The organism is Thalassolituus sp. UBA2009 (genome assembly GCF_002335285.1).
Taxonomy (GTDB): Bacteria; Pseudomonadota; Gammaproteobacteria; order Pseudomonadales; family Oceanobacteraceae; genus Venatoribacter; species Venatoribacter alkanivorans.
Genome location: NZ_DDCJ01000043.1, coordinates 51,264 through 76,681 on the forward strand (window position 1 = coordinate 51,264; position 25,418 = coordinate 76,681).

Annotated in this window: 26 protein-coding genes; 13 read left to right on the forward strand and 13 right to left on the reverse strand. The window is 55.0% G+C overall.

Annotated features, from left to right (window positions below):
• Nucleotides 1-119: 119 nt before the first annotated feature.
• Genes tatC through hisI form a run of 6 tightly spaced genes read right to left on the reverse strand, consistent with a single transcriptional unit; the run spans nt 120 to nt 2,666 of the window.
• Entirely contained in the window at nt 120-869 is a 750-nt protein-coding gene (tatC, locus tag B3P58_RS04895; RefSeq protein ID WP_225691432.1) for a twin-arginine translocase subunit TatC, read from the reverse strand.
• Nucleotides 866-1,264: a Sec-independent protein translocase protein TatB gene (gene tatB / locus B3P58_RS04900; protein ID WP_286716376.1), complete on the reverse strand. Its 399-nt coding sequence runs from the start codon at nt 1,262-1,264 to the stop codon at nt 866-868. The genes tatC and tatB overlap by 4 nt, the downstream gene beginning before the upstream one ends.
• Nucleotides 1,264-1,524 carry a Sec-independent protein translocase subunit TatA gene (gene tatA / locus B3P58_RS04905; RefSeq protein ID WP_145466952.1) on the reverse strand — a complete coding sequence of 87 codons (261 nt, stop codon included), beginning with the start codon at nt 1,522-1,524 and terminating at the stop codon, nt 1,264-1,266. The genes tatB and tatA overlap by 1 nt, the downstream gene beginning before the upstream one ends.
• A gap of 35 nt (nt 1,525-1,559) precedes the next feature.
• Nucleotides 1,560-1,892, reverse strand: coding sequence for a histidine triad nucleotide-binding protein (locus B3P58_RS04910; protein WP_145466950.1), 333 nt, complete (start codon nt 1,890-1,892; stop codon nt 1,560-1,562).
• Nucleotides 1,893-1,925: 33 nt separating this feature from the next.
• Nucleotides 1,926-2,258: a phosphoribosyl-ATP diphosphatase gene (locus B3P58_RS04915; RefSeq protein ID WP_145466948.1), complete on the reverse strand. Its 333-nt coding sequence runs from the start codon at nt 2,256-2,258 to the stop codon at nt 1,926-1,928.
• A gap of 27 nt (nt 2,259-2,285) precedes the next feature.
• Entirely contained in the window at nt 2,286-2,666 is a 381-nt protein-coding gene (gene hisI, locus B3P58_RS04920) for a phosphoribosyl-AMP cyclohydrolase (protein WP_145466946.1), read from the reverse strand.
• A 319-nt stretch (nt 2,667-2,985) separates the two neighbouring features.
• Between hisI and B3P58_RS04925 the strand changes: the two genes are divergently transcribed.
• The 7 genes from B3P58_RS04925 (at nt 2,986) to B3P58_RS04955 (ending at nt 8,144) form a co-directional block, all read left to right on the forward strand.
• Nucleotides 2,986-4,185 carry an amine dehydrogenase large subunit gene (locus tag B3P58_RS04925; protein ID WP_230331063.1) on the forward strand — a complete coding sequence of 400 codons (1,200 nt, stop codon included), beginning with the start codon at nt 2,986-2,988 and terminating at the stop codon, nt 4,183-4,185.
• Nucleotides 4,178-4,723, forward strand: coding sequence for a MauE/DoxX family redox-associated membrane protein (locus B3P58_RS04930; protein WP_286716379.1), 546 nt, complete (start codon nt 4,178-4,180; stop codon nt 4,721-4,723). The genes B3P58_RS04925 and B3P58_RS04930 overlap by 8 nt, the downstream gene beginning before the upstream one ends.
• 9 nt (nt 4,724-4,732) lie before the next feature.
• Nucleotides 4,733-5,320, forward strand: a complete 588-nt coding sequence (gene mauD, locus B3P58_RS04935) for a methylamine dehydrogenase accessory protein MauD (protein ID WP_230331065.1) — start codon at nt 4,733-4,735, stop codon at nt 5,318-5,320.
• 76 nt (nt 5,321-5,396) lie between these two features.
• On the forward strand, nt 5,397-5,951 hold the full coding sequence (locus tag B3P58_RS04940) for a methylamine dehydrogenase light chain (RefSeq protein ID WP_145466938.1): 555 nt from the start codon (nt 5,397-5,399) through the stop codon (nt 5,949-5,951).
• A gap of 13 nt (nt 5,952-5,964) precedes the next feature.
• Nucleotides 5,965-6,438 (forward strand): c-type cytochrome, encoded by a 474-nt coding sequence (locus tag B3P58_RS04945; protein ID WP_230331066.1) that lies wholly within the window; start codon nt 5,965-5,967, stop codon nt 6,436-6,438.
• Between the two features lie 13 nt (nt 6,439-6,451).
• Entirely contained in the window at nt 6,452-6,967 is a 516-nt protein-coding gene (locus B3P58_RS04950; RefSeq protein ID WP_230331067.1) for a c-type cytochrome, read from the forward strand.
• A 136-nt stretch (nt 6,968-7,103) separates the two neighbouring features.
• Nucleotides 7,104-8,144 (forward strand): 1-aminocyclopropane-1-carboxylate deaminase/D-cysteine desulfhydrase, encoded by a 1,041-nt coding sequence (locus tag B3P58_RS04955; RefSeq protein WP_230331068.1) that lies wholly within the window; start codon nt 7,104-7,106, stop codon nt 8,142-8,144.
• Between the two features lie 94 nt (nt 8,145-8,238).
• On the opposite strand, the gene B3P58_RS04960 is transcribed toward B3P58_RS04955, so the two are convergent.
• The 7 genes from B3P58_RS04960 to gshB form a co-directional block, all read right to left on the reverse strand.
• On the reverse strand, nt 8,239-9,507 hold the full coding sequence (locus B3P58_RS04960) for a dihydroorotase (protein ID WP_225691440.1): 1,269 nt from the start codon (nt 9,505-9,507) through the stop codon (nt 8,239-8,241).
• Nucleotides 9,508-9,509: 2 nt separating this feature from the next.
• Nucleotides 9,510-10,553 (reverse strand): aspartate carbamoyltransferase catalytic subunit, encoded by a 1,044-nt coding sequence (locus B3P58_RS04965; protein ID WP_230331069.1) that lies wholly within the window; start codon nt 10,551-10,553, stop codon nt 9,510-9,512.
• A gap of 38 nt (nt 10,554-10,591) precedes the next feature.
• The gene (gene pyrR, locus B3P58_RS04970) at nt 10,592-11,086 is read right to left on the reverse strand and encodes a bifunctional pyr operon transcriptional regulator/uracil phosphoribosyltransferase PyrR (RefSeq protein ID WP_230331070.1); all 495 of its coding nucleotides are present in this window, start codon (nt 11,084-11,086) and stop codon (nt 10,592-10,594) included.
• A 9-nt stretch (nt 11,087-11,095) separates the two neighbouring features.
• Nucleotides 11,096-11,557 carry a Holliday junction resolvase RuvX gene (ruvX, locus tag B3P58_RS04975; RefSeq protein WP_230331071.1) on the reverse strand — a complete coding sequence of 154 codons (462 nt, stop codon included), beginning with the start codon at nt 11,555-11,557 and terminating at the stop codon, nt 11,096-11,098.
• Nucleotides 11,557-12,114 (reverse strand): YqgE/AlgH family protein, encoded by a 558-nt coding sequence (locus B3P58_RS04980; protein ID WP_145466921.1) that lies wholly within the window; start codon nt 12,112-12,114, stop codon nt 11,557-11,559. The genes ruvX and B3P58_RS04980 overlap by 1 nt, the downstream gene beginning before the upstream one ends.
• Complete coding sequence (locus tag B3P58_RS04985; protein WP_230331072.1) at nt 12,114-12,989, reverse strand: energy transducer TonB; 876 nt, start codon at nt 12,987-12,989, stop codon at nt 12,114-12,116. Before B3P58_RS04985 ends, B3P58_RS04980 begins: the two co-directional genes overlap by 1 nt.
• Nucleotides 12,990-13,118: 129 nt before the next feature.
• Nucleotides 13,119-14,078: a glutathione synthase gene (gene gshB / locus B3P58_RS04990; RefSeq protein WP_286716380.1), complete on the reverse strand. Its 960-nt coding sequence runs from the start codon at nt 14,076-14,078 to the stop codon at nt 13,119-13,121.
• Nucleotides 14,079-14,292: 214 nt separating this feature from the next.
• Here gshB and pilG point away from each other — a divergent pair, with 214 nt between their 5' ends.
• From pilG to B3P58_RS05020, 6 genes are all read left to right on the forward strand, one after another.
• Nucleotides 14,293-14,676 (forward strand): twitching motility response regulator PilG, encoded by a 384-nt coding sequence (pilG, locus tag B3P58_RS04995; protein WP_145466915.1) that lies wholly within the window; start codon nt 14,293-14,295, stop codon nt 14,674-14,676.
• A gap of 38 nt (nt 14,677-14,714) precedes the next feature.
• On the forward strand, nt 14,715-15,080 hold the full coding sequence (pilH, locus tag B3P58_RS05000; protein WP_145466913.1) for a twitching motility response regulator PilH: 366 nt from the start codon (nt 14,715-14,717) through the stop codon (nt 15,078-15,080).
• Between the two features lies 1 nt (nt 15,081).
• A complete protein-coding gene (locus B3P58_RS05005) occupies nt 15,082-15,606 on the forward strand; it encodes a chemotaxis protein CheW (protein WP_145466911.1) in 525 nt (174 codons plus the stop codon).
• A 97-nt stretch (nt 15,607-15,703) separates the two neighbouring features.
• Entirely contained in the window at nt 15,704-17,758 is a 2,055-nt protein-coding gene (locus tag B3P58_RS05010; protein WP_225691444.1) for a methyl-accepting chemotaxis protein, read from the forward strand.
• Between the two features lie 26 nt (nt 17,759-17,784).
• Entirely contained in the window at nt 17,785-18,675 is an 891-nt protein-coding gene (locus tag B3P58_RS05015) for a CheR family methyltransferase (RefSeq protein WP_145466907.1), read from the forward strand.
• Nucleotides 18,672-25,418, forward strand: a complete 6,747-nt coding sequence (locus B3P58_RS05020) for an Hpt domain-containing protein (protein WP_286716381.1) — start codon at nt 18,672-18,674, stop codon at nt 25,416-25,418. Before B3P58_RS05015 ends, B3P58_RS05020 begins: the two co-directional genes overlap by 4 nt.

The following is a 25,418-nucleotide window of genomic DNA, read 5'->3' on the forward strand; positions in this document are numbered from 1 at the left end:
CTCATGTACCAGTCAAACGCTTCATCTTCACTTAGTACATAAGTATGAGATCTGTTTATTTCACATAATAAAAAGCCCGGCAGTAGCCGGGCTTTTTATGCTCGATAAAGTCAGGAAAATCAGCTTTCCTGAATTTCCTCTTCGCCATCTTCCTGCGGCTTTTTAATCAGCCTTGAGGCCAGTACACCGGCCTCAAACAGCAGCCACATCGGTACGGCCAGAATGGTCTGGGAGATAACATCCGGTGGCGTAACCAGCATGCCGACAACAAAGCAGCCAACAAAAATATAAGGGCGCTTTTCTGTCAGGGCGGCAACGGTGGTAATGCCGCTGAGCACCATCAGAAAGGTCGCAATCGGTATTTCAAAGGCGATGCCAAAAGCAAAAAAGATTTTAAGAATAAAATCGAGAATATTGCTGATGTCCGGCATAAAGGAAATACCTTCTGGTCCGGCGGCGGTAAAGAAGCCGAATGCCAGCGGCAGCACTACAAAGTAGGCGAAGGCAATACCGGTATAAAACAGGACAACGCTGGAGACCAGCAACGGAATACCGAATTTCTTTTCGTGCTGATACAAACCGGGAGAGATAAAACTCCATACCTGATGCAGCAGAAAAGGCACTGCCAGCAGTACCGCCAGAACCAATGTCAGTTTAAACGGCACCAGAAAAGGCGAGGCTACACCGGTGGCGATCATATTGCCGCTGTCGGGCAGCAATACTGACAGTGGTTTTACCAGAATCAGGTACAGGTCGTTGGCAAAGTAGAACATGCCAAGAAACAGCACCAATACCACCAGTACCGATTTCAGTAAACGGTTTCGCAGTTCTATCAGGTGGGCAATCAGGGGTTGTTCATGATCGGTCATGATGACGCATCGGTATTATCAGGTTTTGAATTGGCGGCAGGCTGCTGCGGGCCAGATTGTTGTGGCGCTGGTTGTTGTGGACCTGGCTGCTGAGGACCAGCGACAGCTGCCGGTTTATTGTCCGGCTGCGTTTCTGCTTTAGGCTTGGGCTGAATGCTGTTAGCCGATGGCGAATCGTCATCGAGAAACGTGGCATAAGGGTCTTTCAGCTTTTCGCGTAATTCTTCGGTGCGGACCTGGCGCTCAAGATCATCCTGGATATTGCTCATGGTGCGGCGCATACGGCCAAGAAACAGACCCACTGTGCGGGCTGCTTTTGGCAGACGTTCCGGGCCGAGCACCAGCAGGCCCAGAATGGCTACCACCATTAATTCCAGAAAACCGATATCGAACATCAGATTTTATCTTGGTCTTTGTTGGTGCTTTTGAATTCGGCGTCTTTGGCTGCGCCTTCTTTATGCTCCAGTGTTTTTGCCGGCTCTTTACTGTCGTCTTCATCGGCTTTTGCACTGCTGTCGTCATTCACAGCTTTTTTAAAGCTCTTGATTGCTCCGCCCAGGTCGCCACCCAGGTTGCGCAGTTTTTTGGTACCGAAAATCATAATGACGATGGCCAGAACGATTAATAATTGCCAGATACTGATTCCGCCGAGCATAGGAAAATCCTCTTATTCTTAATTTAAAAATTACATCAGAAACCGGGCAGCTGATCGCCGCCCAGTATATGAAAGTGCATATGGAAAACTTCCTGCCCACCTTCTTTACCGGTATTGGTAATGGTGCGGAAGCCAGTCAGGTTTTGTGTACGGGCAATAGCCGGCAGGCTGAGCATTAAATGGCTCATCAGGCTGGCATCAGCCTCGCTCAGATCATTCAGGTTAACGATATGGCGCTTGGGAATGACCAGCAGGTGGGTGTCTGCTTTAGGCGCAATATCGTGAAACGCCAGCAGGTGCTCATCTTCATAAACGACATTGGCCGGAATCTTTCCGGCGACAATCTGGCAAAACAGACAGTCCGGCATACTCAATCTCTCAGTTCTCTGGTCTGTACCGATTTACTTGGGCGTACGTGACGCCTTTTCTTCCAGGCCGGACATATTAAAACGCCGTGCCAGTTCGTTAACCACGGCTTCCGGGCGCTCACCCAGCTTGGCCAGTGCCACCAGGGTGTGGAACCACAGGTCGGCGGTTTCGTAGATAACATCGCTGTTATCGCCACTGGTCTCGGCGTCTTTGGCGGCCAGAATGGTTTCGGTGGCTTCTTCGCCAACCTTCTCCAGAATCTTGTTCAGGCCCTTGTGATACAGGCTGGCCACATAGGATGAATCGGCGGCCGCGCTCTTACGTTCTTCAAGGATATCGCCGAGGGCGGAAAGTATATCGCTCATAGCTGTTTCAGTTTCGTTAAGTAGCAATCAATAAATGTCTTTCGGATCTTTCAGAACCGGATCAACGCTGACCCATTCGCCATCCTGATAGACCCGGTAGAAGCAGCTTTCGCGGCCGGTATGACAGGCGATACCGCCAATCTGTTCCACCTGCAGGGTGATGACATCGGCGTCACAGTCAAGGCGCACTTCGTGCAGCTGCTGCACATGGCCGGAAGACTCGCCTTTACGCCACAGTTGCTGGCGCGAGCGGGAATAGTAGATGGCGCGGTTTTCCTGCACCGTCAGCGCCAGTGCTTCCCGGTTCATCCAGGCCATCATCAGGATACGGCCGGTCTTATAATCCTGCGCAATGGCCGGTACCAGACCATCGGCGTCCCACTTTACGGCATCAAGCCAGTTACTCATAACATCCCCCGCGTTCAGAGGTCGCAGGATACCCCATGCCTGGGGTTTCGGGTAGGGCTTCACCGCCTGTGGATACGGGTGACGAAGGCAGCAAACAATACGCACCAGAACAACGCCGGCGTTATTGTCCGGCGCGCCTTTATAGTGCTGACGGTTTTATCGTTAATAGCGGGCACTAACAGTACGTAACAATTCTGATCAAATTGTCAGTATTGGCCTCTTTAGGTACCTCATCAGAGGTAGGTTTGGCCTGTTAACTCAGGCATTGGCATGGGCGCTGCTCTTCACTCCTGCAGACTCACAACAAGAGCTGCAAACCATGACGTTAACCAAGCAAAAAAGTAAAACCAGAAACCTGTCCCGCCGCGTATTCACTCCGGCACCGCTGGCGGCCTGTATCGCAACCCTGCTGTTGTCGGCGGTGATGCCGGCGGCGCAGGCAGAGCCCTTTAAGCCGGAAGTTTTTACGGTCGAGAAAACCATTCAGCCCGGGCCGAATGTGTTTATGAACGAAGCCGCCTGGGGGGGCGCCAGCCAGATTCACGTCTTCGCTCAGGATGACCTGCACTATAAAGGCTCGATGCCGGCGGGTATTACTTCGCAGATGAAAGTCTCGAAAGACGGCAAAACCGTTTACGTGCTGTCCGACTTTGCCAAGCGCATTACCTATGGTCCGGTAGAAAGCGTGGTGCAGGTGTATGACGTAGAAACCCTGAGCCGTAAGAAAGAAATCATCGTGCCTAATAAAGCCGTAAAAGCCATCGGCATGACCCAGCTACTGGAATTAAGCGCCGATGAAAAACTGCTGTATGTGCAGAATGCCACACCGGCCACCTCAGTTTCGGTAATTGATATTGCCGCCGGCGAAGTGATTACTGAAGTGCCGACCCCGGGATGTTACGGAGTTTATCCGGCACTGGAAGGCTCTAGCTTCAGTACGCCCTGTGGTACCGGACAGCTGAAAACTTTCACCCTGAAAGGTAAGGAATACAGTGTTGAAGCATCGGGCAAATTATTCGATGTGGATGCCGACCCGATTTATATCCACAGCGAACGCCGTAAAAACGGTGAGCTGATCCTGACCACCTTCGGCGGAGCCCTGTACCTCGCCGATGACAGTGGCAAAACCGTAAAAATCAAAGAAAAACTGCAGGTGAATACCGGCATCGAAGGTGACTGGGCTCCGGGTGGTTATGCCATCACGGCTTACAGCAGCACGCTGGATATGGTGTTTATGCTGATGCATTCAGGCGCTTATGACGGCAGCCATAAAAACGGCTCTGAAGAAATCTGGGCTTACAGTCTGAAAAAGAAAAAACTCATCAGCCGTTCTCCGGCACCGCACATGGTGGCGCTGAGTGTGACTGAGGGCAAAACCCCGGTGCTGTTCGGCTCCAATGAAGAAGACGAAACCATCGATAAGTACGTACTGAGCGGCGATGGCGACTTTATGTTTGAGAAGGCGGCGGCCGACGAAAAAGCCGGTTGGACCACCTCGCTGGCGGTGTCTCATGACTGAATTACTGCCACTGGCGAGCCTCACGCTGCTGGTGTTTACCCTGCTGGTATTCCTGCGCGCAGCACTGCACAAAGCACTGGATTTTCTCGAATTCCAGGGCTTTGTCGCCGACTACGAGTTGCTGCCGGAAGCTTTGGTTAAGCCCGCTGCTGCTGCCTTGCTGGCCCTCGAAGGCGCGCTGGTGCTGATGCTGTTATTCAGCGCCAGCCGTGCTGCCGGACTGGTGCTGGCGGCGCTGTTGCTCGGGGGATATGCCATCGCTATGGGCATCAATATCCGTCGCGGTCATACCCGCATTGAATGTGGCTGTGGCGGTACTCCGCAACTGCTGAGCAAAACCCTGTTGCTGCGTAATGCGCTGCTGATGGTCTTCGCTCTGCTGCCATTGCTCGGTCTGCCGGAAGCACTGCAGAGCGCCGAAATCGTGGTGGCCATCGCTGCTGCTGTCTTTCTGTGGCTCGCCTTCCTGTTATTTGAGCAGGTGAACGCCAACCTGCTGGCCATCAGTGAAATGGCCAACTCACTGAAACGAATTTAAGAGGTCGTTATGACTGCTTTGTATTTTGCTGTCGCATTTTTATTTGTTGCCGTAATGGCGCTGGCCCTCGCATTTTTTGTGCTGGCCCGCCAGATCGGCGTGTTGTTTGAACGTATCGCGCCGATGGGTGCGTTGATGAATGACTCCGGGCCGAAAGTCGGTGATTTAACCCCGGCCTTTACCCTTAACAGCCTGACCGGTGGTGCCGTGCATATTGGTCGCGATAAAGAAAAAGCCATGCTGGTGTTTTTCCTGTCGCCGACCTGTCCGGTATGTAAAAAACTGCTGCCGATTCTGCGCTCGGTAAAAGCCAGTGAAAAAGACTGGCTGGATGTGGTGCTGGCTTCCGATGGCGAAGAAGAAAAACACCAGCGCTTTATTCAGCACGTTGGCCTGCAGGATTTTCCATACGTACTGTCGACCGAACTGGGGCTGGGTTACCGCGTATCGCGTCTGCCGTTTGCGGTGCTGATGGATAAGCAGGGCGTGATCCGCTCGAAAGGTCTGATCAACAGCCGCGAGCAGCTTGAGAGTCTGTTCAATGCCATGGAAATGGGTGTTGGCTCGGTACAGAGTTTTCTTGAACAGCATTCCTGAACAAGCCACTCCTGAGCAAACAACTCCTGAGCATCACTCAGTAGGCAACGATTTTTAGGCAACAAGAGATATCACTATGAAACGATTTTTCGACAGCGTATTAACCGGCCTGGATAAAGGCACCGAACATTTAACCCGCAAAGTCGCACAGCGCAGCAGCCGCCGCAGTTTTTTAAGCCGCGCCGGGATGCTGATGCTGGGCAGCGCCATGCTGCCGGTTCTGCCCTTTGACCGTAATGCCGGCAAAGCCTGGGCCGGAGAAGCGGAAGACGAAGCCCCGGCCGATCCGAATGATCCGACCGCCTGTGAATACTGGCGCTACTGCGCGCTCGACGGCAATCTGTGCAACGACTGTGGCGGCACATTAACCAGCTGTCCGCCGGGCTCGGAAGCGTCCAAAGTGTCCTGGGTTGGCACCTGCCGCAACCCGAATGACGATAAAGATTATTTGGTGTCGTACAACGACTGCTGCGGCAAAGTGGAGTGCAACGGCACCTTCTGCTTTACCAGCGAGCGGGAGCGTCCGGGTTACCGTATGGGTCTGCATAACGACATTAACTGGTGTATGGCCAACGCGTCGCAGGGTTATCACTGCACCGTTGCTGTGCTGGTTGGTATGGCAGACGCCTGAAGCGGGAGCTGAGATGATGGTTCTGAAAAAATTCACCTTATCTCTGCTCTCGCTGGCAGCACTGGGAGCCGCGCTGGCGGCTCCGGTGTCTGCTGCCGGAGCAACTGAGAATAATGGCGAAGCGCTGTTTAACCAGCGTTGTGCGGCCTGTCACCAGCCGGGTGGTATTGGTACGCCGGGGCTGGCACCGCCACTGGTGAACAGCATGCTGTGGCCGGCACTGGCCGAACAGGCTCCGGCGTATTTCTGGGGCGTATTAAATAACGGTTTGTCCGGCACTATCGAAGTGGATGGCATCGGTTATTACGGCCTGGTGATGCCAGCGCAGGCGGATTTAACGGCGGCACAAATGAAAGCGCTGGCCGCCTATGTGCTGGACGATCTTAACGGTCTGAATGCAGTGCTGGCTGATGAGGTGCTGGAGCACGCCCGCAACACGCCTCAGTCTCACAGCCAGCTGCGCGGAGTACGGAAAAATGCACAATAAACAAGACGGGAAAATGCACACAAAAATGGCTGCGGCCTGGTTGTTGCGCGGCAGTCTGCTGCTGGCACTGTCAGCAGGGTCGTGCGCTTATAGTCAGGCTGCCGATGATGTTGCGCAGATAAAGTCAGCTCCGGCCCCACAGGGTGAACTCAGCCCGCAGGCTAACTATGTGCTGCGTTGTCTGGGCTGTCATCGTCCGGATGGCGCAGGTTCTCCGGCGGGAGGTATTCCCGATTTTAATAATTACGTTGCCTCATTTGCCGAAACCGAACGCGGCCGTGAATATCTGATGCACGTACCCGGCGTGGTGGGGGCCAGTCTGAGTGATAATGAAATTGCCGAGGTGATGAATTACATCATGCAACGTTGGGGCGGGACTTCCCTGCGGGCAAATTTCCAGCCGTTCAGCGCGGAAGAAGTGGCAAGGCTGAGACAAACGGACGTCGGCGATGTGGTGAAATATCGCCGTATTGTGGTGGCGGAACTGCAGGCAATGGGATTGCCGGTCGCGGATTATCCCTGGCCTTAATTCCTGATCTTAATTTTGGGCTTAATTTTGGGCTTAATTTTGGGCTTAATTTCAGAGCAGCAGCACCATTGGCATTGTAAGACCTGCGGAAGATTGCACCGTCGTCTTACAATGCACTTTTGGCCGGAGTCTGCTGGTGTCTTCATCTCCTTTATTCAAAGCTTATCCTGTGCTGCAAAAGCTCATTCCGCTGGCGGATATTCCCGGCCAGCAGATTCCGACACCTGTTACCCATAGCCTCGATACGCCGCAACTCTGGCTTAAGCACGATGATTTAACCAATGCGGTTTATGGCGGTAATAAAAGCCGCAAGCTGGCGTTTATTTTCGGCAAAATGCAGGCAGAAGGAAAAACCCGCCTGCTGACCTTTGGCGGCACCGGCACCAATCACGGTGTGGCCTGCGCCGTGCACAGTAAAGCGCTGGGTTTTGACTGTGAGATTCTTCTGTTCGATCAGCCGCAGAGTCCGTCCGTCAGAAAAAACCTGCAGGTGATGCAGCGCTATGGTGCGACGCTGCGTTATTGCGGCAGCCTGCTGAATACCGTACTGCGTTTTTATACTCTGCAGATCCGTGACCGGTTATTGCGCCGCAAACAGACCGAATATTTATTTGCCGGAGGCTCGTCGCTGCAGGGCGTTATTGCCTTTATTGATGCTGCGTTTGAATTACGTGAGCAGATTGAACGGGGAGAATGCCCAGTGCCGGAAACCATTATTTGCCCGGTGGGCTCCAGTGCGACCTTAGCCGGTCTGACGTTGGGCGTGGCGCTTGCCGGTCTGCCGTCGCGGGTTATTGGTGTGCGCGTGGCACCTGCGCATCTTGGCCCTTTTCCTGCCTGCACCGTGGCGACGGTGAAACAATTAATGCAGCAGACGCAGCAATATTTACTGCGTTTGCAGGGCGGCATTCCGCCATTCAATATTCCGCAACCGGTACTGCTCGACCAGTATTATGGCGAGGGCTATGGCGTTGCCTCGGCGGCCGGTGAGCAGGCTGAGCAATGGTTCCGTAATCAGCGCTGGGCCGATGGTTTAACCGTACAGTCTGAATGCACCTACACCGCTAAAGCGCTGGCGGCCTTGCGTGATGAACTGGCAACAGCCAATGGTCCGGTGCTGTACTGGCATACGCTTAATTCGGTGCAGGGGATTTATCGTGGACCGGATGCCGTCTAATGCATGCGAACCCGCATAGCGATCATTCACCACACATAAAAAAGCCGCAGATTCTGCGGCTTTTTTATTATTCAGCGTTTGGGTTTGTTAACGATCAGCCAAACACTTTCCGGCCATCAATAAACACGGCGTTAACCGCGCCTTTTAAGGTCTTGCCGGCCACCGGGCTGTTCCGTCCTTTTGACAGCAGCGTCGAGCGGCGGAAGCTTTGCTCAGCATCCGGATTAATCAGCACCGCATTAAACCAGTTACCTTCGCTCAGTGACTGATTCTGGCCCAGAACCTGCGCCGGTAAGGCGCTGGTGGCGCGGATAAAGGCCGATAATTCCAGCTCGCCGCGTTCCACAAGTTGCAGTGCCAGCGGCAGGAAACCATCAAAAATACTCATGCCTGGTTCGGCATCGGCAAAAGGTGCTTTCTTGGCGGCCACTTCATGCGGACGGTGGTTGGAGCTGATGGCCAGTTCACCGGCGTTAACGGCGGCAAGCAGGGCCTGACGGTCGCTTTCACTGCGCAGTGGTGGCTGCACATTGAACTGGCTGTTGTAGCCGGTAACGGCTTCGTCGGTATAAATCAGGTTGGCCAGCGGGGTGTCGGCACTGACGCGGATACCCTGCTCACGTGCCTGTGCCAGCATGCGCACACTGCGCGCGCAGCTGATCTGGCTGATATGCGCACGTACGCCGGTCTGCTCAACCAGTAACAGCATCTGCGCCAGGGCGATGGTTTCGGCGGTTTGCGGAATACCGGTCAGGCCCAGACGGGTAGCGGTCGGGCCTTCGTGCATACAGCCGCCATCCGACAGCGCAGCGTCGTCGGGGTTAAGGAATACCGGAATGTCGTAAGTCGCGGCGTATTCCATTACCCGGCGCAGTACATAACTGTCTTTGAACGGCGCGCGGGCGTTGCTCAGTGCCACACAACCGGCTTCGCGCAGGCTGAACATAGAGGCCAGCTGCTCACCGGCCAGACCCTGGGTCAGGGCGCCCAGCGGCAGTACTTTGGCAAAGCCGGCTTTGGCGGCTTTTTCCTGAATTAACTGAATCACTGCCGGGCTGTCGGCCACCGGTTTGGTGTCCGGTAAGGCGCAAACGTGGGTAAAGCCACTGGCGCAGGCGGCGCGGGTTTCGCTGGCGATGGAGCCTTTATGGGTAAAACCCGGTTCGGCCAGGTGAGCACCAAGATCGATCAGGCCGGGCACCAGTAACAGGCCACTGGCGTCGATACTGTGCTCAATACCGCCGCTCGCTGGTTTGTGGCCAATGGCGTGGATGCGTCCTTCAGCGACGTAAACATCGGTGACCTGATCCAGATTCTGTGACGGGTCGATCAGGCGGGCGTTTTCAATATGCAGGTATCTCATGCTTATGCCTCCTCCTGATCCGGCTCGTTATTGTGTTCGTTGTTCTGCTCGATGTTTTGTTCGGCGAGTTCGTTACGCTCCTGCTGCTGACCACTCATGGCCATGGCCATGACCGCCATACGCACGGCGATACCGTAGCTGACCTGATTGAGGATCACCGATTGCGGGCCGTCGGCGACGTTGGATTCAATCTCGACGCCGCGGTTAATCGGCCCCGGATGCATAACGATGGCATCGGGTTTGGCGTAGGTCAGCTTCTCTTCGGTCAGGCCGTAGAGCTTGAAGAATTCGCCTTCGCTCGGCAGCAGAGCGTTTTGCATACGTTCTTTCTGCAGGCGCAGCATGATGATCACATCGCAGTCTTTCAGGCCGTCTTCCATACGGTAGTAAGCTTTACAGCCCAGCGCTTCGATATCGCGCGGCAGCAGGGTGCCGGGGCCGATCACGCGGATTTCGGCGGCACCTAAAGTACGCAGCGCATGAATCTGTGAACGGGCAACACGGGAATGCAGAATATCGCCGACGATGGCAACGATTTTACCTTCGATAGAACCCTGATGGCGGCGGATAGTGAGCATATCCAGCATCGCCTGAGTCGGATGCGCGTGGCGACCGTCGCCGGCGTTGATGATGGCAACGTTGGGGGTGACGTGTTCGGCAATAAAGTGGGCGGCACCGGAATCGGCATGACGCACGACGAACATATCGGAATACATGGCCTCGAGGTTCCACAGCGTATCCATCAGGGTTTCGCCCTTGGCGGTCGCGGATTTGGCGATATCGAGGTTAAGAATATCGGCCGACAGGCGCTTGGCCGCCAGCTCGAAGGTGGAACGGGTACGGGTACTGTTCTCGAAGAACAGGTTGACCACGGTCTTGCCGCGCAGCAGCGGGACTTTTTTCACGTCCCGCTCCTGAGTGCTGATAAAAGAATCGGCGGTGTCGAGAATCTCGGTCAGGAGTTCACGGCTCAGGCCCTCGGTGGTGAGGAAGTGCTTCAGACGCCCGTCGGCGGTCAGCTGCACCTGGCTTGGGTCAGTGGTCATTGTTGCTACTCACAATATGTTGGTCAGTCAGGTGGTGATCAGGACAGGGTCAGCTGCAGTGGCTGCGGGCCACTTAACTTAACCAGCTGGCCTTCTTCCAGTTCCAGCCGGACACCGCACAGGTCTGGCTGGATAGGGAGTTCGCGGCGGCCGATATCCAGCAAACAGACCAGGCTGATGCTGGCCGGGCGGCCATAATCGAACAGCTCGTTCATGGCGGCGCGGATGGTGCGGCCGCTCATCACGACGTCGTCGATCAGAATAATGTGGCGGTCTTCGATGCTGTCCGGCAGCTCGGAGCCCATGACCTGCGGGTGCAGGCCGTGACGGGTGAAATCGTCACGGTAGAAGCTGATGTCGAGGGTGCTGACGCCGTCTTCGGTCTGCAGTTGTTGTTGCAGGCGTTCGGCAATCCATACGCCACCGGTACGGATACCGACCAGCAGCGGTTGTTCAATATGGTTCTGTTGCAGATAAGCCGCCAGACGCTGGCCCAGCTCGGTACAGGTTTGTTCGATATCAGGCAGATGCATAGGTGTCCTTTATTCAGGCGGCGTGTCGGTTAATGGCCAGGCCGCCATCCAGCTTTCGAGAATTAATTGTGCGGCAATACCGTCCACCGAGTTGGCGCCAAAATCGCGGCTGCCACCCTGGGCGATTACCATGCCTTTGGCTTCGTAACTGCTCAGGCGCTCGTCATGGGTAAACGACGGGCGGTGAAAACGGCCTTCGAGACGCCCGGCAAACTTCTTCGCGCGGCGGCTCATATCGCTGGCTGTGCCATCCATATTCAGCGGCAGACCAACGACAAAGGCATCGGGCTGCCACTCATCAATAATGCGCTGCAGTACATCCCAGTCGGGTACGCCGTCGCGCGCTTTAACCGGATTCAGTGGGCGGGCGGTGGCGCTGATGCGCTGGCCGGTGGCGATGCCGATCCGCTGGGTGCCGAAATCAAAAGCCAGCAGGGTTTTAACCCGCGCCGACGGTGCCGGGCTGCTCATCAGGCATGCCCCGCATCGGAACTCAGAAATTCGGCACTGACGCCAAGCTGGCTGAGCGCGGCCTGATACAGCTCGTCGTGGGGCACTTCAAACAACAGATGTTCGGTGGCTTCAATGGTGAGCCAGGAGTTGGCCAGTATTTCTTCGTCCAGCTGCTGTGCATCCCAACCGGCGTAACCCAGAGTCAGGCGGTAATCCTGCGGGCCGGAACCGGCGGCGATGGCCTTGAGAATATCTTTTGACGAGGTCAGGTGTGCCTGTTCGGTGACATTCAGCGTCGCCCCCCAGTTGCCCTGCTGACGGTGCAATATAAAGCCATGTTCCTGGCTGACCGGGCCGCCGGCGTAAATCTCCGGATCGATACCGGCCAGGCGGGTGATTTCCAGCTGTTCACAGATCTCGTGAAAGGTAACCGGCAGCGGTTTGTTCAGCACGATGCCCATGGCGCCGTCGGCGTTGTGTTCACACAGATAGGTGACGGTGCCGGCAAACCAGGAGTCTTCCAGTTGTGGCATGGCAATCAACAGATGGTTTTTCAGGCTGTTAAGCTGTTGCATTAATTGGCGTCCGAAATGTAGCGGTTACCCTTGAACTGCCAGGTACGGATAATTTCCAGAATATCGGTCTGCTTGCGCATTTCTTCGGTAAAAGGAGCGAAAGGGGCAGACAGGCGCACAATGCGCAGCGCGGCATCATCGAGCACTTTTTTACCGGATGATTCGAGAATGCGCAGCTCGTTGATGGTGCCATCGGGGTTGATGGCAACCAGCAGACGCAGGCGGCAGTTGTCGAAGCAGCTTTCCGCTTCGCGTGGATAGTTCAGGGCACCCATCTGTTCAATCTTGTGCCGCCAGCTGTTCACGTAATAGGCATCGTTGGCCTTCATGGTGGATGAGGCTGTCAGGCGCTGAATACGTGGTTTTTTAGCATAAGCCTGCCGTTCAGAGTCGAGCTTGGCTTCAAGGCTGGCCATTTCCAGGCTGCGTTCCAGTAAGGTTTTTTCCGGACCGTCGGGCTTATCAGTCTGCACGCTGAAGCGCTCCTGCCTGCTGGGCGCTCTATTGCGGCTGCTGCCGCTGGTGGTCACCAGCTGGCGATCACCCTGTACCTGACGCGGCGCGCTGGCCTGTTGTTCCTGCGGTGAGGTTTCGTTGATTTCGTTGGCGTGGAAGGTGGCTTCGACATCGGTGGTCAGCATGCGCGCTTCATCTAAGGTGCCGCTGCCTTCCTGATTTTCCTGAGCGAGAAAATCGGCCTGTTCCGGCGCTTTGTCGCTTTTGTAGGTCGCCAGGGTGACTTCCAGCGTCTTGGACAGGTTATCGCGGTCGCTGGCGGTGAAGCTGATGCCGAGAATAAGAACGGCATGGATCAGCAGAGCCAGAAACAGGGCGAAGGACAAGCGATCGGAGCTGGTCACGGCGGTGGCTGACATGCGTGCGGAAGTACCTGTTTAAAGTCCGGAAAACGGGTGCAAGTCTGCGCTTTCAGGGCGGATTTGTCCATAATCGGCGGCAGTAAGCTGGAGGCCTGACGCCGGCTGCAGGACGTCAGGCTTCAGACCTCAGACTTCTGGCGTGTTCAGCTTGGCCAGCAGGCAGTCGATCAGCAGACCGGCCACGTCAATGCCGGAATCACGGCTGATTTCACGCACGCAGGTTGGGCTGGTGACGTTAATTTCCGTCAGGTTGTTGCCGATGATGTCGAGGCCAACAAAATACAGGCCTTTTTCTTTCAGGACAGGTCCGACTTTTTCGGCAATGGCGCGGTTTTCATCACTCAGAGGTTGGGTAACGCCCTGACCACCGGCGGCCAGGTTGCCGCGGGTTTCGCCCTGCGCCGGAATGCGCGCCAGGCAAAAAGGCACAGGCTCGCCATCAATCATCAGGATACGTTTGTCGCCGGCGGTGATTTCCGGGATAAAACGCTGCGCCATGATTTGCTGGCTGCCATGGTTGGTCAGGGTCTCAATGATGACGCTGACGTTCGGGTCGTCGGCGCGCAGACGGAATATAGAGGAGCCGCCCATGCCATCGAGTGGTTTGAAAATGACATCACCATGCTCTTTATGGAAAGCCTTCAGCAGATCGGCGCGGCGGGTAACGATGGTCGGGCTCATCAGTTCCGGGAATGCCGTGGCGAATACCTTCTCATTGCAGTCGCGCAGACTCTGTGGCTTGTTGGCAACCAGAACGCCTTCCTGTTCGGCACGCTCAAGGATGTAGGTGCTGTAGATAAACTCGCTGTCGAACGGTGGGTCTTTGCGCATCAGAATGATGTTCAGCTCAGCCAGCGGCTGCTCGCGGTAGTCACCCAGATCGAACCAGTGATCCGGATTCATGGCGACTTTTAACGGCGCCATGCGCCCCATGGCTTTGCCGTTCTGAATCGACAGGTCGCTCTGCTCCATATAAAAGAGTTCACAGCCACGTTCCTGAGCGGCGTGCAGCAGGGCAAGTGAGGTGTCCTTTTTAAAGGCGATGTCGGCGATGGGGTCCATCACCACACCCAGTTTAATGCTCATATAAAGGCTCCGTAAGATCAGGTGCTCAACGATGGCGCCAGTGTAACCTATGCATTGTCCCGGCGGCGTAACTTAATTGTGTGACGCAGCGCAGCGCGCCGGCCTAGCCTTTGTTGCATAATCTGTGATACAAACGTGCGCAATGGCGTCTCCTGCGATTGTTGAACACAACCGCTCACTAAAACATAAGAAATGGATGGTTAAAGGCCTCCCTATGGACGATAACTTTCAGAATATTAAAGTCATGGTCATCGACGACAGTAAAACCATTCGTCGTACGGCTGAGACTTTGCTTAAAAAGGTCGGCTGTGAAGTCATTACCGCCACAGACGGTTTTGATGCGCTGGCCAAGATTGCCGATACTCACCCGGATATCATCTTTGTCGATATCATGATGCCGCGTCTGGATGGTTATCAGACCTGCGCCCTGATCAAAAATAACTCCAAATTCAAATCGACACCGGTAATCATGTTGTCCAGTAAAGACGGTTTGTTCGATAAAGCTAAAGGGCGCATTGTTGGATCTGATGAATATTTGACCAAGCCTTTCAGTAAGGAAGAGCTGTTGGGTTCAATTCGTCAGTACGTAAAATCCTGAGCCAGCGACAGCTGAAAGAGTTTTAAGAGGTAACAGGCATGGCCCGTATTTTGGTAGTAGATGATTCTCCGACAGAAACTGAAGCGTTCCGCTCCATGCTGGAGAAAAATGGTCACGAAGTTCTGACCGCAGAAAACGGTGCTGATGGTGTGGCACTGGCGCGCAAGGAAAAGCCGGATGTAGTGCTGATGGATATCGTGATGCCGGGCCTTAATGGTTTTCAGGCAACGCGTCAGCTGACCAAAGATCCGGAAACTCAGCATATTCCGGTGATTATTGTCACCACCAAGGATCAGGAAACTGACCGTGTATGGGGTAAGCGTCAGGGCGCCAGTGGTTATCTGGTTAAGCCGGTTGCAGAAGCAACCCTGCTGTCCGAGATTGCTTCCGTAATGGCTGGCTGATATGCATCCGTACGCGCAGCTGCTGGACATCGCCGAACGTAGCCGACGCAACGCGTCGGCTTTGCCGCAACAGGTGGAAGCGGTTTCTTACTGGCGTGGCGTAGGCTTTATGCTTGCCGGTCAGACCTTTGCTGCAGACATGATTGATGTCGCGGAAATTCTGCAGCCGCCACGTCTGACCAAAGTGCCGGGTGTGCGCAGCTGGGTTCTGGGTGTGGCCAATGTGCGTGGGCGCATGGTGCCGGTTATGGATCTGGCGGGCCTTCTGGGTCTGCCATCCAAAGCCAACTGGCGTAGTCGCCGGGTTTTGGTCGTCGAACAGGACGACCACCTGACGGGCCTGTTGGTGGATGCTGTGTTGGGGATGCAGCAATTTGCAGTCGATCGCCGGGTGGATGTTTCCGAACTTGATCCGGCTTTCAGAAAATTTGTAGAACATGGTTTCGAGCGGGATGGGCGCGAGTGGCCGGTATTTCAGTTGCGTGAGCTGATCCGGGCGCCGGAGTTCCTGCAGATTGCGGTATAACAATGCCCGCGCAGCGGGTATGGTTAGGTAATCTGATCGAATCTGCCATCAGGCAGATAATAATTAAAATACATGCAGTGAGTGTGGAGAGAACGGCATGAGCGGAAATACAGGAAGCGTCTTGTCGACGGTCTTCAGAAACCGGATTAACGGTGTTCTGGCAGGTCTGTTGTTCGTGTTTCTGGCGGTGTTTATCGGTATTACGGTGTACGTAAACCGCTTGGCGAACCAGGATGAGCAATACATTGATCACGCCGGTGAGCTGCGCGTACTGTCGCAGGAACTGGCAAAGAACGCGGTAGAAGCCGCGGGTGGTAAACGGGAAGCATTCGGTCAGTTGAAAATTGCCCGTGATAACTTCGCGACCCGCTGGGGTTACCTGACCAAGGGTGATTCTGCTAACGGCCTGCCGGCAGCAGAAGTTGCTACCATGACCAACGTAGAAGGCGTCTGGAATAAGGTTCAGGGTAACGCTGACCAGATTATCCGTGCTCAGGATATTATTCTCTCCCTCCACGAAGTTGCCGCGACGCTGGCAGAAACCATTCCGCAGCTGCAGGTGGAATACGACGAGATTGTAGAAATTCTGCTGGATAACGGTGCGCCGGCCGATCAGGTTGCGGTAGCACAGCGTCAGTCCTGGCTGGCAGAACGTATCGTACGTTCCGTTAACAAAGTACTGGCCGGTGGTGAAGATGCGGTAATGGCCGCGGACGCCTTTGGCCGTGACGCCTCGCTGTTTGGCCGCGTACTGAACGGTATGATTCAGGGCAACGTGGCCATGAACATCTCTCAGGTAAAAGATGAAGAAGCAATTTACGCATTGGCGGAAGTTGCTGAACTGTTTGAATTCGTATCCGGCTCCGTTGATGAGATTCTGGAAACCTCTCCTGAACTGTTCCAGGTGCGTGAAGCATCGGACTCTATCTTTAACGATTCCCGTACGCTGCTGGACCAGACGTCCAAGCTGACTGAAACCATTCAGGCGGGTGCCGGTGAGCGGGGCATTCTGCAGGCCGTTGGTTATATCTCTGCGGTACTGGCACTGGTAATGATGATGGCGTTTGGTGTGGTGTCTTACCGCGAAACCCGTCGCGACCTGGATGCAACGGCGAATAAGAACGAACAGAACCAGATGGCGATTCTGCGTCTGCTGGACGAAATTGCTGACCTTGCGGACGGTGACTTAACAGCCTCTGCGACGGTAACCGAAGACTTTACCGGTGCGATTGCTGACTCCATCAACTACGCGATCGACCAGATGCGCTCTCTGGTATCGGCGATTAACGAAACAGCGGTACAGGTATCTTCGGCGGCCCAGGAAACTCAGGCAACAGCGATGCACCTGGCGGAAGCTTCTGAACACCAGGCGCAGGAAATTGCCGGTGCTTCTGCGGCGATCAACGAGATGGCGGTGTCCATTGACCAGGTATCGGCCAACGCCTCGGAATCATCTGCGGTTGCGGAGCGGTCGGTAGCGATCGCCAACAAAGGTGCGGAAGTGGTACAGGCGACCATCAACGGCATGGATAACATCCGTGAACAGATTCAGGAAACCTCCAAGCGTATTAAACGTCTGGGTGAATCCTCACAGGAGATTGGTGACATCATCTCCCTGATTACCGATATTGCTGACCAGACCAACATTCTGTCCCTGAACGCTGCGATTCAGGCATCCATGGCCGGTGACGCCGGCCGGGGCTTCGCGGTGGTTGCGGACGAGGTACAGCGTCTGGCAGAACGTTCAGCCGCTGCGACCAAGCAGATTGAAGCACTGGTTAAAACGATTCAGAACGATACCAACGAGGCGGTAATCTCGATGGAAACCACCACCTCCGAGGTGGTGCGCGGTGCACGCCTGGCGCAGGACGCGGGTGTGGCACTGGAAGAAATTGAAAACGTATCTAAAAACCTTGCGGAACTGATTCAGAACATTTCCAACGCAGCCCGTCAGCAGGCATCGTCTGCGGGTCATATTTCCAACACGATGAACGTTATTCAGGAAATTACTTCGCAGACTTCTGCGGGTACTACTGCAACCGCGAAGTCGATTGGTAATCTGGCGGAAATGGCCAACAAGCTGCGTGAATCCGTAGCCGGCTTCAAGCTGCCGGAAGCAGAGCTGGACCTTCATCAACGACAGGTGCTGTAACCTGACAGATGGTTGGATGACTTTTAATGAACCATCAGTTACGTACAGGTTTGAGCACCGTTCCGGAAATGGACGACGCTCAGTTCGTTCGCTGGCAGAGTCTGCTGGAAGAGCGCACCGGGATGTGCCTGGCGCCACAACGCCGCTCGTTTCTGCAGACCAGTCTTGGTCTGCGGATGCGCGAAGTCGGCTGTGACAACTATCAGGAATACTACGAGCGCATTGTTAATGGTGCCTCGGGTGCGATTGAATGGAGCACGTTGGTCGACCGTCTGACCGTTCAGGAAACCCGCTTCTTCCGTGATCCCGATGCTTTTGCTTTTGTTGAACAATTTGTGCAGCAAAAAGCAGCAGAAGCTGGCAGCGATGACACGCTGGAATTCTGGAGTGTCGGTTGCTCTTCCGGCGAAGAAGCCTACAGCCTGGCCATGGTGGCAGAGCGTTACCTGACTCCACAGGGTAAACGTTATGCCGTCACCGGCACTGATATATCCACCATCGTATTACGTAAAGCCCGTGCCGGCCGTTATCAGCCACGTGCCCTCGATTGGGTTGCGGATGAATACCGCCAGCTGGGGTTCAGGGATCTGCAGCCGGGCAGCCCGGTGCAGGTATCCGACACGCTGCGTCAGCGCTGTTGTTTCAGTCAGGTTAATATCCTGAATCTGGCCAACTGCCCGCTGCAGTCTCAGCATGTTATTTATTGCCAGAATGTACTGATTTATTTCCGTCGCTGGCGTCGCCGTGAAATTCTTAATGTCCTCGCCGAGCGTCTCGCTCCCGGTGGCATATTAGTGATTGGTCTTGGGGAAATGGTGGACTGGCAGCATCCGTTACTGGAACAGGTTCATAGCAGCCGGGTATCCGCGTTTGTGCGTAAGCAATCGAATTCGACAGGGGAGACCACAAGGCGATGAGCCAGGACTACATCGCCCTGGAATGGGTAAAAGGGGAAATCGAAGAGACTCTGCAACAGGCCCAGCAGGCGCTGGAAGCTTATGTGGAGAATCCCCAGGACAAAAGCCGGCTGAAATTCTGCCTGAGTTACCTGCATCAGATTCACGGTACTCTGCAGATGGTCGAATTCTATGGTGCCGCTCTGCTGGCTGAAGAGATGGAGGCTATCGCGTCAGCGCTGGCCGACTCTGCGCTGGGCAATGAGCGCGACGGTCTCGAAGTGCTGATGCAGGCCATTATTCAGCTGCCGCATTACCTTGAGCACGTCAAAGTCGGTCGCCGCGATCTGCCGGTGGTACTGCTGCCAATTCTTAACGAACTGCGTTCAGCGCGGGGCGAAAGCTTCCTGTCTGAAACGGCTCTGTTCGCCCCGAACATTCAGCAGAATGCTGCACTGACCGACGCTCAGGCGGCGACTTATGCCAGTGATGATTTCCGTAACTGGGCACGCAAAATCCGTCAGATGCTGCAGACTGCCACCCTGCAGTTGCTGCAGAACAAACAGCCGGATGTCGCCAAACAATACCTGAACAAAGCCTTCGCCCGACTGCACAAAGCGCTGGGTAAAACGCCACAGGGTCTGGTGTGGTTGCCGGCGCTGGCATTCAGCGAATGGCTGCTCAAGCAGCAGCATTTGCCAAACAGTGCGAAACAACTGCTGCGTCAGTTGGATCATTTGCTGAAAACCGCCATTGAAGAAGGCGCGGCGGCCATTAATCAGCCGCCATCGGATGAGCTGCTGAAGAACCTGCTGTTTTATGTCGCCCGTACAGATGTCAGTGGTGAAGCTATCCGTCAGGCACAGGAACAGTTTGGTCTGCGTCAGGCGCTGCCGACAGAAGCAGAAATCCAGCAGGAACGTGATGCGTTATCCGGCCCCGACCGCGATACCGTCGGTCATGTGCTGGGCGCACTGGTGGAAGAAATTGCGGCTATTAAAGATCGTCTTGATCTGCTGGTACGCAGTGACGATGACCGTAAAGATTCTCTGGCAGCGATTGCGCCAAACCTGAAACAGGTTGCCGATACCATGGGTATGCTCGGTCTGGGCATGCCGCGTAAGGTGATGCAGGAACAGCAGAGTCTGGTTGCCCGTCTGCTGGACAGTGGTGATATTGATGACAGTCATCTGCTCGATATGGCCGGAGCCTTGCTGTATATCGAAGCCACCCTCAGTGGCATGCAGCGTGAGGGTGACCTGAATGCCCATGCCGGTGAAAGCACCCTGTCTGATGCTCAGAAGGCGGTACTGCGCGAAGCGCGTAATGTGCTGGAGCAGGTAAAAGACGCCATCGTTGAATACATCGCCAAACAATGGTCGGTTGACGAGCTGCAGGATGTTCCGGGCTTGCTGCACACCATTGAAGGTTCGCTGAACATGATCCCGCTGCCACGGGTGGCGGGTATCCTGTCGCGTGCTGCCGCTTTTGTGCAAACGCAGCTCATTGATGAACGTCTGAAGCCACAATGGTCGGTGCTGGATATTCTGGCCGACGTCCTGAGTGGTGTTGAATACTTTATTGAGCGTTACTCTGAGAACCCGCGCAGTGCCGGTGCTGAGTTGCTGGATAAAGCCGAAGTCTCACTGCAGGACTTACCGGCGACAGAATCATTGAACGACTCGCTCGATGATATTTCCTTTGAAGGGGATGAAAACCTGCCGGAAGTAGATGTCACTTCGTTTGGCGAAGCACTTGCTATTGATGACGATGAAGACGCAGAGATTGTTCATGCAGAACCCGAGCTGCATCAGGCTGTACAGCTGGAAGAAGCCGATCTTGATCTGAGCGCCGACGATGTTGGCCCTGATGCCGTAACCGATATTGAATTGCCAGAGCCTGAAATTGACCGCGACGATAATGTGGTCAGCCTGGATAGTGTGGCTGGTGAGGATATCAGTTTCGATTTTGACGAGCTGCAGGCGGAAGATGATACGGCTGATTTGCATGAGCTGGTCGATCACCTGCGTGAAGAGCAGGCTGCAGAAGAACAGAGTGCTGCAGAATACGATATTACAGTTGCAGAGTCCGACAGTGCAGAGGTTGTTTCTGAAGCGGAAATTGTTACGGCAAACGTTGCGGATGACGATGACGACGACCTGATCGACGATGAAATTATCGAAATCTTCCTCGAAGAAGCTGAGGAAGTGACCGAAACCCTGAATGAATTCTGGCCACAACTGGTATCAGATCCCGCCGATAAGGAAGCGCTGACCACTGTGCGTCGTGCATTCCATACTCTGAAAGGCAGTGGCCGTATGGTCAGAGCCGAATTTATCGGTGAGCTGGCCTGGTCCATTGAGAACATGTTTAACCGTGTACTCGACAACACCATTGAGATTGATGCCAACCTGATTGCACTGGTTGACCATGTAATCACCCAGCTGCCATTGCTGATTGATGATTTCCGCCAGAAGCGTCCTGCATCCATCCCGACACAACCCCTGATGGATTACGCCACCGCTCTGGCCGCTGGTGAGAGTGTTGCTGCCTTTTCTCAGACACTGCAGCCGCAAGGCGGAGAAGAGCCGCTGGCCGTTGCCGATACTCAGACCGTCGCCGAGACGGAAGACAGCAGTGATGAAGATGAAGACGACGCTCTGCTGGAAGTGTTTGAAGGCGAAGCACGCTCGCATCTGGTGACGCTGGATGAGTTTGTTCAGGAGTCACGTACAGAAGACTTTATCAACGCCCTCAGCGATCAGCTGCAGCGTGCGCTGCATACGTTAAAAGGCAGTGCGCATATGGCCGGTATTACCGCCATCGCCAATGTGGCTTCGCCACTGGAACGCCTTGTTAAAGAACTGCGTGCCTACCAGATTAACAACAGTGCAGAAGTCGTCGGGCTGATTGCCACAGGTTCGGCGCTGATCGCCTCAGCACTGGAAACCCGCGAGCTGCTGCTGGCCGAACATATTGAGGGTGCCGACGCTTATGTTGAGCGTCTGCAGCAACTGGAAAAACAGCTGCTGGAACCACTGCGTGTTGAGCATTCTTCCCGTCGGGGGCCGAATCCACAGGCGATTGCCCAGTTCCTGGCGCAGGGCATGGATTCACTGCTGGATGCCGACCGCCTGCTGAACCGCTGGCATAAAGATCATGATGACAGCGTACTGACTGCGCTGGGGCAGGATCTGCAGGAAGTTGCTGGCGGTGCTGCCGAAGCGGAAGTTCCGCATATTCAGGCGCTTGCTGATGCACTGAATAATCTCTATCTGCGCATCCAGAATGAGCAGGCTGAGCCAACCGAAGATTTACTGGCACTGGCAGCTGAAGCTCATGAAGCCGTGCTGGCTATGATGGATTGCCTGGCGGCTGGTCAGGAAACCCAGAGTCCGGATGAATTGCTGATGCGCATCCGCAACTGGCAATTCCCTCTGCCGGAAGTCGCCGACGATGATCTGCCGGTACTGCAGCTGGATGACATCGTTGCCGATGAAACAGCTACCGATATCACCGACGCTGATGACGCCGACAGTACAGACCTGACGATTGATATCGACGAAGACGACATTACTCTGGCCGATATTGCCGATGATGTTTTGGATGCCGGCGATGATACGGATGCCGGGGTTGAAGACGTTGCCGGTTCTGCCTTCGACCTGAGTGATGAAATCGACGAAGAGCTGCTGTCAGCTCTGCCAGAAGAACAGGGCCTGCAGGATGAAGATTTGCCACGTGCGGAATCTGAATTGCAGCCTGCTGTCCCTCCTGTTGTTCAGCCAACAGCACAGACCGAAACGCGCAACGAAATGGAAATGCTGCCGCTGCCGGCGGTAGAAGATGGTGACGAAGACGAGATTCTGGAGATTTTCCTCGAAGAAGCGCAGGAAATCACCGAATCCGTCGAAACCGCTATCCAGCGCTGGCGCCAGCATCCGGATAACTTACTGCATGTTGCCCAGCTGCAGCGTGAACTGCACACCCTGAAGGGTGGCGCACGTATGGCTGAGTTGTCGGAAGTTGCTGACCTCTGCCATGAGCTGGAAACGCTGTACGAAAATATTAATGACGGCCGTCTGGCGGTTCAGGTGCAGATTTTCGATCTGCTGGACCGTGCCCATGATGAGCTGGGAAGCCAGCTGGATGCTGTGCGCGAAGGTGTACGCCCGCAGGCTGCGGATGAAATGATTGTGGCTATCCGCCAGTATCTGAAAGGTGAAGCCTATGGCGAGTTGCCGGAAGATCTGGATGAGCTGACAGCTGAAGAAAATGACGCTGATGAATTAAGCGTACAGCCTCCTGTGCCGGTGGTGCAGTCGGAAACGCTGGATGAGTCAGACCGTGAAATTCTGGAGATCTTCCTCGAAGAAGCTCACGAGCTGCAGGAGTCTCTGGATCGTGCGCTGCACAGCTGGGAACAGGAACCGGCCAACACCGAAGGTGCCGAAGAAGCCCAGCGGGTGCTGCACACCCTGAAAGGCGGTGCGCGTCTGGCCGGTCTGACTGAGATCGGCGATCTGGCGCACAACTTTGAAGCCAATATCCTGAAAGCTCAGCAGGGGCAGATTGAGCGCTCCGCTGCGTTCTTCCAGTCGGCTTATCAGCGTCAGGATGAGCTGATCAATAAGATTGATGCTGTTGAAGCCATGCTGGCCTCGGACGGTCTGGTAGTGCTGGGTGAAAAATCCCTGGTTGTTGAGCCGCTGACCATTGATGCTGAGCCTGACAGCAGCGCTGACGCTGAGATTCAGCCGCAGGAAAGTGCAGCTGAAGAGACTCTTACTGAAGTAGCCCCGATTGAAAACACGGCTCCGGCAGCCGTCGATCCGGCTTCGAATGTTGTGCCATTGCGCCGTGCAGCGCCGGAAGCACCAAAACAGGATAAAGCTGCCGCTCAGCAGGCTGCGCGTAAGGCGCCGCAGGAGCTGGTGAAAGTATCTGCCGATCTGCTCGATAACCTGGTTAACCTTGCCGGTGAAACTTCCATCGGCCGTGGTCGTCTGGAACAGCAGGTTACTGACTTCTCCCATACTCTCGAAGAGATGGATATGACGCTTGATCGTCTGCGCGATCAGCTGCGTCGTCTGGATATGGAAACCGAGGCGCAGGTGATCTTCCGTCAGGAACGTCAGGGCCCTGATTATGAAGATTTCGATCCGCTGGAAATGGACCGCTATTCGGCCATGCAGCAGCTGTCGCGTGCGCTGGTGGAATCGGCTTCGGATTTGCTCGACCTGAAAGAGACGCTGAGTCACAAGACCCGCGATGCAGAAACCCTGTTGCTGCAGCAGAGCCGGGTTAACACGGAACTGCAGGAAGGTCTGATGAAGACCCGCATGGTACCGTTCCAGCGTCTGGTTCCGCGTCTGCGCCGTATTGTGCGTCAGGTCAGTCTGGAGCTGGACAAACAGGTCGAACTGCGCGTTCACAACGCTGACGGTGAGATGGACCGTACCATCCTCGAACGTATGATTTCGCCGCTGGAGCACATGGTGCGTAACGCGGTTGACCATGGTATCGAGAACCCGGCGCAGCGTGCTGCTGCCGGTAAACCGGATGTCGGTAATATCGAACTGGACATCAGCCGCGATGGCGGCGACGTGGTTCTGACCATGAGCGATGATGGCCGCGGTGTGAATCTCGAGGCGGTTAAACGCAAAGCGATCGAACGCGGACTGATGGATCCGGATGCTCACCTTTCCGATCAGGAAATTATGCAGTTTATTCTGCAAGCTGGTTTCTCTACAGCCGAAGCGGTGACCCAGATTTCCGGTCGTGGTGTGGGGATGGACGTTGTATCCAGCGAAATCAAACAGATGGGCGGCAGCGTTGAGATTCAGTCGGAAGCCGGAGCCGGTACCCGCTTTATTATCCGTCTGCCGTTCACTGTGTCGGTTAACCGTGCGCTGATGGTACGGGTTGGTGACGACCTGTACGCGGTACCGCTGAATAACATTCAGGGTATCGTACGGGCGCCGGTGGCGCAGTTGCAGTCACTGTACGAGCAGCCGCAGGCCGAACGCAAATATCACTATGCCGGTACCGACTATCGTATCGAATACCTGGGCGTGATGCTGGAAAACGAAGCGCAGCCAAAATTCAGTGCTCAGCATATGCCGTTACCGGTACTGCTGATCCGCGGCGCGATACCTTTTGCTCTGCAGGTGGATTCGCTGCTCGGCTCACGTGAGATCGTGGTAAAAACCCTCGGTCCGCAGTTTGCCAGCGTAATGGGCGTATCCGGCGGTACCATTCTGGGTGATGGTAGCGTGGTTATCATTCTTGATCTGCCGGCGATGATCCGTACTCAGGCGAGCCTGGAATATCAGCAGGCGAAACTGCTCGACAGCCAGGCGGCCGAGCGTCGTCACGAACTGGAAAACCGCTTGCCGCGTATTCTGGTAGTGGATGACTCGGTGACGGTACGTAAGGTAACGACCCGCCTGCTGGAGCGTAATGGTATGGAAGTATTCACAGCCAAAGACGGTGTGGATGCGATGGCGACGCTGCAGGATCACAAACCGGATCTGATGCTGCTCGATATCGAAATGCCACGAATGGATGGTTTCGAGGTTGCCTCGCTGGTGCGCCACGATTCCCGTCTGAGAGATATTCCGATCATTATGATCACCTCGCGTACCGGTGATAAACACCGTGAGCGGGCGATGTCGATTGGTGTGAACGAATATCTGGGTAAACCTTTCCAGGAAGACTTGCTGCTCGGCACTATGAACCGTCTGCTGGGGCGCGAGGAACACTGA

What these genes read in the sequence shown, in the direction of transcription:
- tatC (WP_225691432.1), bottom strand. Translation starts at nt 869, where the DNA reads ATGACCGATCATGAACAACCCCTGATTGCCCACCTGATAGAACTGCGA.
- tatB (WP_286716376.1), bottom strand. Translation starts at nt 1,264, where the DNA reads ATGTTCGATATCGGTTTTCTGGAATTAATGGTGGTAGCCATTCTGGGC.
- tatA (WP_145466952.1), bottom strand. Translation starts at nt 1,524, where the DNA reads ATGCTCGGCGGAATCAGTATCTGGCAATTATTAATCGTTCTGGCCATC.
- B3P58_RS04910 (WP_145466950.1), bottom strand. Translation starts at nt 1,892, where the DNA reads ATGCCGGACTGTCTGTTTTGCCAGATTGTCGCCGGAAAGATTCCGGCC.
- B3P58_RS04915 (WP_145466948.1), bottom strand. Translation starts at nt 2,258, where the DNA reads ATGAGCGATATACTTTCCGCCCTCGGCGATATCCTTGAAGAACGTAAG.
- hisI (WP_145466946.1), bottom strand. Translation starts at nt 2,666, where the DNA reads ATGAGTAACTGGCTTGATGCCGTAAAGTGGGACGCCGATGGTCTGGTA.
- B3P58_RS04925 (WP_230331063.1), top strand. Translation starts at nt 2,986, where the DNA reads ATGACGTTAACCAAGCAAAAAAGTAAAACCAGAAACCTGTCCCGCCGC.
- B3P58_RS04930 (WP_286716379.1), top strand. Translation starts at nt 4,178, where the DNA reads ATGACTGAATTACTGCCACTGGCGAGCCTCACGCTGCTGGTGTTTACC.
- mauD (WP_230331065.1), top strand. Translation starts at nt 4,733, where the DNA reads ATGACTGCTTTGTATTTTGCTGTCGCATTTTTATTTGTTGCCGTAATG.
- B3P58_RS04940 (WP_145466938.1), top strand. Translation starts at nt 5,397, where the DNA reads ATGAAACGATTTTTCGACAGCGTATTAACCGGCCTGGATAAAGGCACC.
- B3P58_RS04945 (WP_230331066.1), top strand. Translation starts at nt 5,965, where the DNA reads ATGATGGTTCTGAAAAAATTCACCTTATCTCTGCTCTCGCTGGCAGCA.
- B3P58_RS04950 (WP_230331067.1), top strand. Translation starts at nt 6,452, where the DNA reads ATGCACACAAAAATGGCTGCGGCCTGGTTGTTGCGCGGCAGTCTGCTG.
- B3P58_RS04960 (WP_225691440.1), bottom strand. Translation starts at nt 9,507, where the DNA reads ATGAGATACCTGCATATTGAAAACGCCCGCCTGATCGACCCGTCACAG.
- B3P58_RS04965 (WP_230331069.1), bottom strand. Translation starts at nt 10,553, where the DNA reads ATGACCACTGACCCAAGCCAGGTGCAGCTGACCGCCGACGGGCGTCTG.
- pyrR (WP_230331070.1), bottom strand. Translation starts at nt 11,086, where the DNA reads ATGCATCTGCCTGATATCGAACAAACCTGTACCGAGCTGGGCCAGCGT.
- ruvX (WP_230331071.1), bottom strand. Translation starts at nt 11,557, where the DNA reads ATGAGCAGCCCGGCACCGTCGGCGCGGGTTAAAACCCTGCTGGCTTTT.
- B3P58_RS04980 (WP_145466921.1), bottom strand. Translation starts at nt 12,114, where the DNA reads ATGCAACAGCTTAACAGCCTGAAAAACCATCTGTTGATTGCCATGCCA.
- B3P58_RS04985 (WP_230331072.1), bottom strand. Translation starts at nt 12,989, where the DNA reads ATGTCAGCCACCGCCGTGACCAGCTCCGATCGCTTGTCCTTCGCCCTG.
- gshB (WP_286716380.1), bottom strand. Translation starts at nt 14,078, where the DNA reads ATGAGCATTAAACTGGGTGTGGTGATGGACCCCATCGCCGACATCGCC.
- pilG (WP_145466915.1), top strand. Translation starts at nt 14,293, where the DNA reads ATGGACGATAACTTTCAGAATATTAAAGTCATGGTCATCGACGACAGT.
- pilH (WP_145466913.1), top strand. Translation starts at nt 14,715, where the DNA reads ATGGCCCGTATTTTGGTAGTAGATGATTCTCCGACAGAAACTGAAGCG.
- B3P58_RS05005 (WP_145466911.1), top strand. Translation starts at nt 15,082, where the DNA reads ATGCATCCGTACGCGCAGCTGCTGGACATCGCCGAACGTAGCCGACGC.
- B3P58_RS05010 (WP_225691444.1), top strand. Translation starts at nt 15,704, where the DNA reads ATGAGCGGAAATACAGGAAGCGTCTTGTCGACGGTCTTCAGAAACCGG.
- B3P58_RS05015 (WP_145466907.1), top strand. Translation starts at nt 17,785, where the DNA reads ATGAACCATCAGTTACGTACAGGTTTGAGCACCGTTCCGGAAATGGAC.
- B3P58_RS05020 (WP_286716381.1), top strand. Translation starts at nt 18,672, where the DNA reads ATGAGCCAGGACTACATCGCCCTGGAATGGGTAAAAGGGGAAATCGAA.